The organism is Agrobacterium sp. CNPSo 3708 (assembly GCF_028674915.1).
In the GTDB taxonomy this organism is placed as follows: domain Bacteria; phylum Pseudomonadota; class Alphaproteobacteria; order Rhizobiales; family Rhizobiaceae; genus Agrobacterium; species Agrobacterium cavarae.
Genome location: NZ_JAQZSF010000004.1, coordinates 252,937 through 264,962 on the forward strand (window position 1 = coordinate 252,937; position 12,026 = coordinate 264,962).

Below are 12,026 nucleotides of genomic sequence, written 5' to 3' on the forward strand. Positions count from 1 at the left end.
TGCGTAACAGCGCACCTACGCATCACCAATGTGTACGCATTGAAGAGGTGGTGATGCTTTGCTCGCTTTTCTAACCAGCCGCACGGCGTCTGGAGAAAACCGGCAAGTGCGTCAGGGGACACCCCTGAACCCCGTCCGTGCCGGAGCAAGGTGAATGGCTATCTATCACCTGAATGTCAAAAACATCAGCCGGGGCGACGGGCGCTCCGTTGTCGCCGCCGCTGCGTATCGGGCGGGTGAAGTTCTGCCGAACGACGCCGAGGAGAAGCTGTCGGATTTCGGTGGGCGACGGGACGTGATCGCAAACGGCATCCGTTTGCCGGTTGGCGCGCCAGAGTGGATGGCCGACCGCACCACATTGTGGAATGCGGTCGAATTGGCCGAACGGCGGCACGATGCCAGACTGGCCAAGGAAATCGAATTCGCCTTGCCCCGTGAACTGCCACACTCCACGTGGCTCACTGTGGCCCATGCTATGGCCGATGCATACACGGCGCAGGGGTTTGTTGCCGACTTTGCCATCCACGACGACGGCACCCAGCATAACCCCCATGTCCATATCCTATTGACTACCCGTGTGGTGACGTCCGAGGGGTTTGGCCCGAAGATCCGCAGCGCCGACGGACGCCAGTTCATCACCGACGCCCGTGCGACCTGGGAGCGGGTCGCGAACGCCGCCTTGAAAGCGGCGGGCGTGTCTGCCGTGATCGACAGCCGCAGCTACGCCAAGCGCAAGCTTGACCACACGCCGGGCCAGCATCGCGGCCCGGACAAACAGGAACGGCGCGCCAAGAGGCAGCGCCAGCGAGAGAGGGAACGCATGACATCCGAACATGATGACCGTGACCTACCGGTGCCCGATCCTGATGGCTCACCCATTCACCCCCGTGAGCTTGCAGCGGCCGAAGGGCGGATGCTAAGCGACCTTGAACGGGAGGAACCTCCCGTCTTTCAAGAGCCGAACGGCGATCCTACTGCTGCACAGCAGGTCATTGAGCGGCAGAACAGCCGCACTCTGACGGACGACGATGCCGCCGCCTACCGGCTTGCACCTGACGATACGCTGGACTGGCTTAATTCTCCCATTAGTTCCCAGGATGAGACCGTCTTGGAGCGCTGGGAAAACCATCTCGACTGGCTGGACGCGAGCGACCAAAGGCCTTCCGCACCTGCCGGAGATGGCTCCTGGCAGGAGCCGGACCGTAAGCACCGGTAGAGTGGGCCACACCTGAAGAAAGGCTTCAGGACGTCATTTCTTGCCACGTTCTAGCAAGAGACAATAGCCATACGTGCATACTCGGGAATGATAATCTCTTTCGACAAGGAGCATAACCATGGGTGTAGATGCGCAAGAACGCCGCCTGCATGAAGCGGATTTGGCTGCCGCACGTGCGCGCGAAGAAAAAAGCAGGGCGGCGCGCAACAACGCCCTGCATAAGGGCTACATGCGTCCTGACCTCGCCGGGCCGCGTATCGACAGATTCTATAAGAACAGGGGTGCTGACGAACTCCGAAACCGGTTCTACGAAGACACCGGACCGAGCGTGTTCGGCGTCAAACGCGGGAACCCGCTGACCCGCGAAGGCCGCGCCCAACGTGCCGAGGCCAACGAAGCCCGGCGCGACCTCCCCGACCTGTGGGACGCACATGCGCAGGACCGCAAGAACCTCGAAGCTGCCGAGCGTGCTTATGCAACGCGATATGGCCCCCAGCCCAACCCGACCCGGAATGACAGAGACGAGTATTTGGTGGTTGCCCCTGACATGCGCGACCAGTCAAAGGCGTCCTGCTCCGACTATGACGCACTCCGCTTCCTCCACGAGGAAACGGATCATCTGGAGGAAGTTCTTGGCAGCTTGGACAAGGACAGTGCATCCGCCATCGCGCGTCACAAGGACGGCACTCGCCTCAAGGACAATATCATTGAGTACCTTGAGGAGATTGCCGCCCGCAAACAGGAGTATGGGTTCAAGTTGGGCGAGTTGACCGCGCGTATTGAACAACTGGAAGAACGCGTCAACGAACGCGAGCGCCAAGAGATGGAAAATGACCGTAACCGGCAGACCCTTGCGGTTCTGGAGGACCACCTCGACTGGTTTGACATCGAGGTGCGGCCCCTGACCTCGCCTTCCGAAGAGGACCCTTCACACGAACAGGTACGTTCGCCCTGGTAGCACTTGCATAAGGGCAGAACCCGTCCCATCATGCTGACATGACAACGGTTTACACAGGATCAGTATTGGGCGTCCGCGTGATGTCCGATGAGCAACGGGAGAAAGCCCGCGCAGAATTGGCGTGGCTTGAAAACGACCTTATCCGGCGGCGCAAGCGCCTTGCCTATTGGACACGGCGCAAGCATCAGGCGGAAACCCTGCCCAATATCCTCGAGGATTTACGGGAAGGCGCGTTTTATTTCCATATGCGGGCGCAGGAGCTTGTCAACTCCGGCGAGCGGCTGCGTGCCTATCTCGTGATTGAACTGCAAGAACAACCCGACCACCAGCCTGCTTATCACTACGCCCACTAACGTCCGCCTGCGGAGGCATCCATGGACATGAAGGCCGAACTGGACCAGCTTCGCGAACATGCCATAACGCTCGAAGAGACCATTCGGGACATGGACTATCAGATTGAACGGGCCATGCATTCCGCCGCATCGCAGACACAGGATGTCGGGCGAGCCCTGTCGATGCTCAGCGAACGGCACAATGCCCAGTTGGGGCTTATGTTCGATCTCGGCAAAGTAACTGCACGGATTGAAGATCTGGAGAACCGTCTGCGTGAGCAGGACGAGCGTCCCCGTGAACAGATTGTCGCGGAGGGTTGGAACGACCGCGTGTCACCGGACGAAGACCGGCTGGACTGGCTGCACGCCCCACTCCCCGATAGCGGCGCGGATCATATTGAGCGGCATCCCCACCACGAAGCCGAACAACGCATGCTGGATGAGGTGCAGCGTGAAGGGCCGGAGCCCGAGGATTATCTGGATTGGTTAAAGCGGTAACTATGGTCCCGAGCTTATCTATCTGTCCGAAACAAAAACCGATCAGGGGTCTGCACTTCCGTGGTCGAGATATGCTTTAGTATAATCTAAATCCACTTGTAGTTGATCATGAAGCAAAACGGATTTATGTTTTCCTTCGGCGGGAGGAATCATGATCATTAGTCAGATTGAAGTCGGAAATTTCCGCAAACTGCATGCAGCTAGAATAGACTTATCGCAGGAAAAAACTGTGTTTGTCGGAGCAAACAACAGCGGCAAGACCTCGGCGATGACTGCATTACGACGTTTTCTTGTAGAGCCTCGAGAATTTTCCGTTACCGACTTTACACTATCAAACTGGTCAAGAATAAACGCCTTTGGTGATGCCTGGGAAAAAGGTGACGACCATCCCGCTCCCGCTCTGATTGTGGCGGAGGCGGAAGCAGCTAGTGAAATACAAGAGTTAAACGACGACGAACCGATTCCAAATTTCTTTGATTTTCTCCCTCATATTGATGTTTGGCTCGATGTCGCAGACGGTGAAATGCATTATGTCCGACCGCTTATCCCCACGTTGGATTGGGAAAGTGGGTTGCTAGGGGTGCGTCTGAGATTTGAACCGGATGATCTCCAAATTATCCGCAACGAGTACTGTGTTCTACGAAAAAGGAATAGCGAAACCATCGCTCAAGCTTCTTTTGGCGGGGAGCAGGTTGAGGTGGCTTTATGGCCGGAAACTCTAATGGATTTCCTCGAACGAAGAATCGGAAGATTCTTTCGAATAAAACCATATCTTCTGGACCCTAATAAACTAGTCGATCCAATAGAAGGAGTTGCACATCCGCAGGCTTTAAGCGCGGGGGCCGAGCATCTTGAAAAAAACCCGCTCGAAGGTCTCATTCGGGTAAACGAAATTAACGCTCAGCGTGGCCTTGGCCAGCAAGTTGCAAATCGTGTGGCAAACGGAGACGGCGCTGAAACATCGGAAACACGCGGAGGAAAGAAGCTATCAACACAACTTCGCAGCTATTACGATAAACATCTTGATCCCACCGACACGCCCGAACTTGATGATTTGAAAGCTCTCCAAGCTCTGAGTGGTGCCCGAAGGGCGTTTGATGACAGACTAACAGTATGTTTTGCCAACGCTTTGAAAGAGCTAGAGTTCCTTGGTTATCCGGGAGTGACGGACCCGAAGTTGAGGATAGCTACAAACATCCGCCTTCAAGACGGGCTTAATCACGCTTCAGCTGTTCAGTATCACATCCCATCCACAACAGTAGGTGCACCAGGAACACTGCCGGAAGATTCGAATGGGTTGGGTTACCAAAACCTCGTCTCTATGGTGTTCGCGTTGATGAGCTTTCGTGACGGCTGGATGAAGGTCGGAAAAGCTGGACTTGATCCGACAAGTGCCCACCGGTTTCCTCCGCCTCTCCATCTTGTGCTTATCGAGGAGCCAGAAGCCCATTTGCACGCTCAGGTTCAGCAGGTTTTCATGAAACATGCCTTCAAGGTCTTGAGGAACCATGATCAACTCATGGACTCCAAGCACCTGAGAACGCAATTAGTGGTCAGCACCCATTCAAGCCATATCGCTCACTCCAGCGATTTTGAATCACTTCGCTATTTCAGAAGATTGCCTGCATCTCGCTCACAAGAAGTACCGACAGCTTGTGTGATCAATCTCAAGAATATGTTTGGTCCGGACGACAAGACCGGGCGATTTGTGAAACGCTACCTCAAAGCCACACATTGCGATCTGTTTTTTGCCGACGGGGCGGTGTTAATTGAGGGATCGGCGGAACGCATCTTGGTCCCGCATTTCGTGGAAACGAGGAGAGAGTTCGAGTACCTTCGGCACTGCTATATCTCGTGGCTCGAGATTGGCGGTAGCCATGCCCATCGTCTAAGATCCCTTATCGAACATTTGGGTCTAATCACCCTCATCATCACTGATCTCGACGCCAAAGACCCCTCCACCGGAAAGGCCGTTGCGCCTCGGCTTGGAGACAGCCAGGAAGCCCGAAATGAGACGCTGCGAAACTGGATCCCCGCAATAACCGGTGTCGATGATCTGGTAGGCCTTTCCGAAGACGAGAAGGTAAAGACATATGCAAGTGGGTTCTCGGTTAGGTCGGCGTATCAGACACCAGTAACGGCCTCATTCAATGGAACAGAGGTAGAGGCTCTCTCCTACACTTTTGAAGACGCACTTTTCTTTAAAAACATTCCCTTCTTCAGATCTTACAACGGCACCGGATTGGGCGCGCGTTACAAAAAATCTTTGACTGAGGCACCCACTTTCGATGACTTGGTGTCGAGAATTCGGACCGATATCGCTAAGTCTGAGAAGGCTGAGTTCGCGCTGAATATATTATATGATGACGAAAAAAATGAGTTGCTTGTGCCTGATTACATCGCAAGCGGTCTCACTTGGTTGACAGATAAATTGCGAGTGACAGAGGAAAGTCTGGCCCCAAAAAGCAAGCAGGTTGCATGACTGACGTTGCTACCAAACACGACGACATAGACGAGCATGTCGAAGATGAGATCAAGGCCTGCCTTTCATTGACTGAACCACGCAGCTTTTTCCTATTCGCTGGCGCGGGCTCCGGCAAAACCAGGTCTCTCGTCAATGCACTTAAGCACATCCGTCTCAGGCATGGTAAGGAATTGACGCTTCGAAACAAACGCGTAGCCATCATTACCTACACCAAAAAAGCCCGTGATGAGATCATTGGCCGAACCGAGTATGACCCACTGTTTGAGGTGTCTACGATACATGCTTTCGCATGGTCCATTCTCAAGGGGTTTAACCACGATATTCGAGAATGGCTGCGCATAGCATTGAGCGACGATATCGAAGAGCTCAGAGAAAAGGAAGCCAAAGGGCGAAAAGGCACTAAAGCGTCTGCCGAACGCCTCGCCGACATCGCATCAAAGAGCAAGCGGCTAGAAACCTTAGATTCAGTTTCGTCATTCGTTTACAACCCCGACGGAGAAAATCGAGGAAAGGGCTCGCTAAATCATTCCGATGTTCTCAAGATGGCGGGGGCTTTACTTCGTGGGAAGAAGACCTTGCAGCGCGTTGTAAGGGATGGGTTTCCTTTTATCTTGATTGATGAGAGCCAAGATACCAACCGACATATTATTGGAGCTCTGTTTGCGTTCCAAGCCGAGAACAAGGGAGCTGTGGCGCTAGGCTTGTTTGGTGACATGATGCAACGCATTTACGCCGACGGCGTTGACGACCTAGGAGAGAACCTTCCTGCTGATTGGGCGACACCCGTAAAAGTACTAAACTTCCGGTGTCCCAAGCGGATTATCGGCCTTTTATCGAAGATTCGTGAAGCTACGGACGGGCAATCGCAGAAGCCTGCCGAAAACGCCCTAGATGGCGTTGTTAGGATGTACGTTCTACCCACAAATACTGAAGATAAAGCGGCCCGAGAGAAAGAGATCGCTGCCAAAATGGCTAACATAGCTGCCGATGAAGCTTGGACCGAGCCTGAGGCAATCAAAAGTCTGATACTTGAGCATAAGATGGCGGCGCGGCGGCTTGGTTTTATTGAGCTTTACGAACCCCTCTATGGATTCGAACCCTTCCGCACGGGCCTTCGTGACGGCACTCTACCGTGCCTAACTTTTTTTGCGACCCGTATTGCTCCACTTATTGAAGCGCAGCATGACAAATTTGCATTGATGCGCGTGATCACCAAGCATTCGCTTTTGATGCTACCTGAGAGGCTGAAAGCTGCCGAAAATCAGAAAGCCCATCTGAAAAAAGTCGATGAAGCTGTCAAATCACTCCTCGCACTTTTTTCTGAGAATGCATCTCCTACTTTCTTCGCCATATTGCAAAATGTAAAGAACAGCGGGCTTTTTGCTATCCCAGATGTATTGCGCCCAGCGCTCGCCGGAGCGGAGTTCGATATAAGCAATGAAACTGCAGAGGTAACACTCGACGGACAGCAAGTTTTCGATGAGGAAACGGATGATCAACGGGCCGAACGAGATATTGCTATCGGTAACTTTTTAAACGCGCCTTTCCATCAAATCCAACTTTACCAGAAATACGTGGCAGGCTTGGCTCAATTTGACACTCATCAAGGTGTGAAAGGCCTCGAATTTCCAAGAGTCATGGTGATTATGGACGATGCGGAGGCAGGTGGATTTGCATTCAAATACGAGAAACTGTTCTCTGCTGCGTCTGCTGAGGACAAAATTTTAGCGGCTACACGTCGTCTATTTTATGTGACATGTAGCCGAGCAGAACGTGCTTTGTGCCTTATTGCTTATTCCTCAAATCCGTCTGCCGTCAAAACTCACGTCGTCGATCGAGGCTGGTTTACTGATGACGAGGTTATACTTCTCGAATGAGCTCGCCCCTTAATTCGATCAGCTTTGACGTTATGTTTCTGGGATCATGTTGAGTTGGCCCTCAGATGGCTAGCTTTTAGCGTAAGCAATATTGTCCACCGTCGGCAAAATCTGTGGTGTCGCACCCCAGGCATCACGTCCTTTCAACTCCAGAATGCGCTCCAGATAGGTCTCGGCCTCCAGCGCTGCGCGCCGTTCTTCAAGAGTTGGATGGGTTGAGAGCCACGAGCCTTCCGCCACGCCCCGGAACATCAATCGCGCTTCCTTGCGCTCGAACTCGCTGAGGTCGGGTACATTGTGCAGCTTTTCAAGCGCTGCGATCATGTGCGCCTTGCTGGTCAGCGCCGCACCGAAGGCATCGGCCCAGTATTCCCGCTTGCGCGAGATGCTGAGCACGTACAGTTCCGATACCCATGTAAGGAACCAGCGGCCCCAGCGCTGCAATGTGTCCGAGAAACCCAAGTACCACACCAATGAGTTTTGGAACGAGCGTGCCAGCCCCATGCGACGCATGTCATTGTTGACGATGTGGCCTAGTTCGTGGCCGATAATGGCGTCCACCTCCGCTTCGCTCAAAGTGTCCAGCAGTGGCTGGCCCACGACCACCATGGCGCTGTTGGCACCGGAACCGATGGCATAGGCGTTGTTGTGCGGCATGGTACCGACCCACGGGCGGGTTTGCAGGCCCAGACGAGCCGCGAGCGCGTAAACCCGCTGCGCCAGCGGATCATCTTCTGGCAACAGGGTAATGCCGTGATCCTTGACCGCCAATTCGCGGTGGCGGCGCAAGCAGATTAAGCCCCAGACGGTGCCCCAGAGAGGCACGGCGAGAAATCCGCCCAACACGCTGCCTGCGGCCACGCCAACCCCGATCCCGATGGACGCCGAGATCAGGCTGCCCCAGGCCAGTCCCGCCCAGGTTCCCAGTACGAGGCCGAGCCATGTTGAAAACGTGCTATGCTTGAGAGGTGTCTGCTCTGCCATGCCATTCCCCCTTTGTCATCATGCCGACGCGCTGTCGGCAATTCTCGCTTTTCTCGTGAACCACGAGCTGCGTCTTGAACGGACGCACGCCTGGAATGTCGGTGATGCCGTAGCGCCAGCCGTCGCCCTGCCAACCGCTGAGCAATTCCTTGATCTCGTCGGACGTCATCAACGGACGCCCCAGAAACTGGATGCCCTCGGTCATTGAAAATCCGCTGTTGGTGGACCCCTCACCCATCCAGCCGCCCAGATGCGACGACACATTGGTGCTGGAACTGGTCGTGCGGATCGCATGGGTTTTATGACCGAGATAGTCTCCCACCATCTTGGCGGTCTCCGGGTCATTGATGCCGAAGAACTGCTTGACAGCGCAGTTAAGAAACGGACGCCAGCTATTGCCGGGGTAATATTGCTCAATTGAGTAGATATCTTGCAGGAAGAACCACAGGCGGACCCCTGCCCCGGCGTGGGTACGGATGGCGTCGCGATATTCCGGGAATGGGCCGATGTTGAGGAACTCATCCAGCACAAACAGCACCGGTATGTCGGGCACGCGCGGGTTGGCCAGCATGGCGTCGAGTGCAGCTTTGAGAACCACCCGCAGATAGCCTGAAAACGTCTGCATCATATGGAAGGGGATTTCGATATAGACCGTTGCGGTATGATCCTTGAGACTCTCGAAGTTGACATCGTTCCCGCTCAGGCTCCGCTGGATGTCGGGGTCACCCCATTCGTACAACTTGCTGGAGAGGCTTTCCTGCAAAACCTTCAGCCCGCGTTGCGCGTCTTTCGCTAAGATGATTGTGCCTGCCTTATGCGTTGCGGGAACGTTCACCATTGCTTGCGCGACCGACAACAGTTCCTGCTCTTTCAGCATCGCCATCTGGCTCGCCGTGGCCAGTGTGCGGCGGTGCGGCGGCGCCTCGATAAGTGTATAAACCATGAAACCGGTCATGATACCGACGGCGTCATCCATGAAGAAGGACGGCGAACGGGGATCATGCGGAAACATCATCTGCGCGATCGCCCTGGCGTCGGACTGTTTTTTGACACGGCTGAGAGGATCGAAGCGATGTACGGGCTTGCCCGAACCGTTATCCAACGGCGCGATCCGGTAGACCGGACCGAGTGTGCTGCGCCATTTCGAGGTCTCCTCGAACAGTTCGCCTTTGGGGTCGAGAACCACGCAGCTGCCCTGATAGCGCAGCAGGTTGGGGATGATTGTGGTGAGCGCTTTGCCGGAGCGGGTTGGCGCGATTGTCAGCAGATGGCCATCGCCATCCCAGTGCGCGAACCCGGCGGGTGTCGACTGATTTTCGTCAGTGAACGTGCCGAGAAGGATCGAGCGGGGATCGTCAAAGGCAGCGCGATCGCGGAGATAGAGTTTGAGGTCCTGTGAGGTAGGCCAGCGGGCCGAACCATAGATAGGTGGAGGGTCTGCCAGTTGGCGCTCGCGTTCCTCGCGGGCCATACGGTCGCGTTCGGCCCGCTCCAGTCTGGGTTTAGGATCACGTCCAGCACGAATGTCGGCTTCTACGGCGTCGGCCACTTCGGGGCCGTAACGCTCCTCGACCTCGTGTCGTGCGAGACGAGCTTTCAGATTGCGTCCGGCTTTGAAACCCCATGTGCCCCATTTCTTGGCGAGGCTGAAGTTGCGCTCCAGATCGCCTAATGGATCGAATTTGCTCATGTGACTGCCCCCAGCCTATTAAATGGAGGGTAGCAACTAAGGAAGGAAATTCAATCTCAAATTTCTTGCGTCTACGGGAGCACGCGCCGCCTGCTACCACATGGACGTTACTGTTTAAATGCCGTGCGTACGAAATAGATCAGTATCTTCCAGAGTCGCGCCTTCTTCCATTCTATCGACGAACAACACGCCGTTTAGATGGTCGATTTCATGCAGAATGACCCTCGCTTCAAAACCTGATGAAATTAATTCTCGTTCTTTTCCATCAACATCCATATAGATCAAGGCTATTTTTTTTCTGCGTTTAACTTTCCCCTTTTTATGTGGAATGGACATGCAAGACTCATATTTAACGTCCAACTGTCCGCTTTCAGATTTTACTACAGGATTTATGAGAACAATATCTTCAGAATTATTCATTTTATCAAGATTTATAACGGCTATTGATAGGTTGTAACCTATTTGAGGCGCAGCCAGCCCAACGGACAATGTATCCGACCTCAGGGTATCTTTGAGGTCCTGTATAACCGTTTTAACATATTCGTCTATTGCTCCGACGTGTAAGCATCGAGTTCTCAGAATGCTGTCATTACTTCCCAAAATTGCGGCTTCATCTGCCACTTCAATCTTTCTGACACTCATATTTCTTCCCTATTCTCTATTTCATTATATTCCATCTCATTTCATAAGTATGCAACAGGCGAGGATTTGCGCAGGTGTATTCAAAAACACTTCCTTTGCTCTCAATGTTTATTAATTCTAGCGGCTCCCCGGATCCTTGCATTGGAAGTACTTCAACCTGAACATTGCCTACCCTCTCCGGAATCAATCGAGTGTCTAGCCGTAACGCCAAAAACTCCGTGTGGCAGTCGATTGTCGCTGAAATAAAGGGCACAAACTGCCCAGCTTTATCGGTGAGGTGCCATGTAAGTGCGACTTCTTCCTCGTCACCTTCATTCAATATCCTCTGGAAATCGATTTCATACCGCCGCCAAACGTTCTTTCTTGAACGTTCAGTAAACACATGCCTCGGGTTTTTTGACGTCACAGTAACCGCTTGATCGCCGGTCCAGTGATAGCGGTCGTAAAAAGTGCCAACCTTATTTTTGTTAGAAACTATGCTTTTGAGCTTGGTGTACTCGAAAGAAATCGAGTCAATATATTTCATTTCAACATCAAAACGCCGTAGTCGAAAGTTGGGGTCCATTGGGCTGAACGTTGGTATTATCCTCCTACCCCTTTCAGCGATAAACAGAACCATTTCCATAGGAAATATTGACTGGAATCGGATTGGGCTGGAGTTAGCCAATAATAGAATCTCCGCTTCTTTAAGCTTCGCAGATCGGAAAAAATCTTCGAGAAACTCTCGTGCGTTAAGACGCTGAATAAGCGCAATTAAGCTGTTCAATGAAAAGTGCTTATTGTTAGTGAGCTTGCAAAAATCCTCCAAGTCTTGGAGACCCTTCGCGCTTTCACGTCGTGCGATATAGGAAACCAGCTTTGAGAAGGCTAACGCATGCGGCGGCGGTACGCGAATATTCATTGCCTCGCTGTCGTTGTATCGGAAAGGTACAGAATCTTCAGATAAGATGTCGTAGTTTATGAACGGATAGCTTTGCCTCTCTAAAATTTTCGATCCTAAGTATACCCTGCCGCCAGTCTCAAGATTACGTATCTCATAGACGGGACGTAAATCAGTTTGCTTCTGTTCTTTTTCGTAACGTGGATGCCCATAAGCGCTACGCAAGAGCGCCTTTTGTACAGCAATACTACAAACAATGTCTATATCCTTGGAGGCTCTCTCCAAGACGTACTGCTGGACTGCAAGCCCACCTATCAAAAGTATGGGCTCTGCGATAAAACTATTAAGACGAAGAATTTCTTCTTTAGCTATATGTTCGTCTAGATCTTCGCTCATGAAAGATGCCATCCAACCGGATAATAATATCAACCGCCCATGTTATACCTTCTTTTAATTAGTTTTAC

General features: G+C 52.9%; 10 protein-coding genes. 6 read left to right on the forward strand and 4 right to left on the reverse strand.

What is annotated here, in order from left to right; all coding sequences use genetic code 11:
• The first annotated feature begins 154 nt into the window (after positions 1 to 154).
• From mobQ to PVA19_RS11210, 6 genes are all read left to right on the forward strand, one after another.
• Positions 155 to 1,216, forward strand: a complete 1,062-nt coding sequence (mobQ, locus tag PVA19_RS11185; protein ID WP_274102461.1) for a MobQ family relaxase — start codon at positions 155 to 157, stop codon at positions 1,214 to 1,216.
• A gap of 118 nt (positions 1,217 to 1,334) precedes the next feature.
• The gene (locus PVA19_RS11190; protein ID WP_274102462.1) at positions 1,335 to 2,174 is read left to right on the forward strand and encodes a hypothetical protein; all 840 of its coding nucleotides are present in this window, start codon (positions 1,335 to 1,337) and stop codon (positions 2,172 to 2,174) included.
• An 80-nt stretch (positions 2,175 to 2,254) separates the two neighbouring features.
• A complete protein-coding gene (locus tag PVA19_RS11195) occupies positions 2,255 to 2,527 on the forward strand; it encodes a hypothetical protein (RefSeq protein ID WP_274102463.1) in 273 nt (90 codons plus the stop codon).
• A 21-nt stretch (positions 2,528 to 2,548) separates the two neighbouring features.
• Complete coding sequence (locus PVA19_RS11200; RefSeq protein ID WP_274102464.1) at positions 2,549 to 3,004, forward strand: hypothetical protein; 456 nt, start codon at positions 2,549 to 2,551, stop codon at positions 3,002 to 3,004.
• Positions 3,005 to 3,155: 151 nt separating this feature from the next.
• Positions 3,156 to 5,486 carry an AAA family ATPase gene (locus PVA19_RS11205; RefSeq protein ID WP_274102465.1) on the forward strand — a complete coding sequence of 777 codons (2,331 nt, stop codon included), beginning with the start codon at positions 3,156 to 3,158 and terminating at the stop codon, positions 5,484 to 5,486.
• Complete coding sequence (locus PVA19_RS11210) at positions 5,483 to 7,366, forward strand: UvrD-helicase domain-containing protein (protein ID WP_274102466.1); 1,884 nt, start codon at positions 5,483 to 5,485, stop codon at positions 7,364 to 7,366. The genes PVA19_RS11205 and PVA19_RS11210 overlap by 4 nt, the downstream gene beginning before the upstream one ends.
• Before the next feature lie 69 nt (positions 7,367 to 7,435).
• Here PVA19_RS11210 and PVA19_RS11215 read toward each other — a convergent pair whose 3' ends face one another.
• From PVA19_RS11215 to PVA19_RS11230, 4 genes are all read right to left on the reverse strand, one after another.
• Positions 7,436 to 8,350, reverse strand: coding sequence for a M48 family metalloprotease (locus tag PVA19_RS11215; RefSeq protein ID WP_274102467.1), 915 nt, complete (start codon positions 8,348 to 8,350; stop codon positions 7,436 to 7,438).
• A complete protein-coding gene (locus tag PVA19_RS11220; protein WP_274102468.1) occupies positions 8,322 to 10,040 on the reverse strand; it encodes a type IV secretory system conjugative DNA transfer family protein in 1,719 nt (572 codons plus the stop codon). Before PVA19_RS11220 ends, PVA19_RS11215 begins: the two co-directional genes overlap by 29 nt.
• Positions 10,041 to 10,154: 114 nt before the next feature.
• Positions 10,155 to 10,682: a peptide deformylase gene (gene def, locus PVA19_RS11225; RefSeq protein WP_274102469.1), complete on the reverse strand. Its 528-nt coding sequence runs from the start codon at positions 10,680 to 10,682 to the stop codon at positions 10,155 to 10,157.
• A 16-nt stretch (positions 10,683 to 10,698) separates the two neighbouring features.
• The gene (locus PVA19_RS11230; RefSeq protein WP_274102470.1) at positions 10,699 to 11,958 is read right to left on the reverse strand and encodes a nucleotidyl transferase AbiEii/AbiGii toxin family protein; all 1,260 of its coding nucleotides are present in this window, start codon (positions 11,956 to 11,958) and stop codon (positions 10,699 to 10,701) included.
• Positions 11,959 to 12,026 lie beyond the last annotated feature (68 nt).

Coding starts and splice junctions, on each gene's coding strand:
- mobQ (WP_274102461.1), top strand. CDS start 155: ATGGCTATCTATCACCTGAATGTCAAAAACATCAGCCGGGGCGACGGG.
- PVA19_RS11190 (WP_274102462.1), top strand. CDS start 1,335: ATGGGTGTAGATGCGCAAGAACGCCGCCTGCATGAAGCGGATTTGGCT.
- PVA19_RS11195 (WP_274102463.1), top strand. CDS start 2,255: ATGTCCGATGAGCAACGGGAGAAAGCCCGCGCAGAATTGGCGTGGCTT.
- PVA19_RS11200 (WP_274102464.1), top strand. CDS start 2,549: ATGGACATGAAGGCCGAACTGGACCAGCTTCGCGAACATGCCATAACG.
- PVA19_RS11205 (WP_274102465.1), top strand. CDS start 3,156: ATGATCATTAGTCAGATTGAAGTCGGAAATTTCCGCAAACTGCATGCA.
- PVA19_RS11210 (WP_274102466.1), top strand. CDS start 5,483: ATGACTGACGTTGCTACCAAACACGACGACATAGACGAGCATGTCGAA.
- PVA19_RS11215 (WP_274102467.1), bottom strand. CDS start 8,350: ATGGCAGAGCAGACACCTCTCAAGCATAGCACGTTTTCAACATGGCTC.
- PVA19_RS11220 (WP_274102468.1), bottom strand. CDS start 10,040: ATGAGCAAATTCGATCCATTAGGCGATCTGGAGCGCAACTTCAGCCTC.
- def (WP_274102469.1), bottom strand. CDS start 10,682: ATGAGTGTCAGAAAGATTGAAGTGGCAGATGAAGCCGCAATTTTGGGA.
- PVA19_RS11230 (WP_274102470.1), bottom strand. CDS start 11,958: ATGAGCGAAGATCTAGACGAACATATAGCTAAAGAAGAAATTCTTCGT.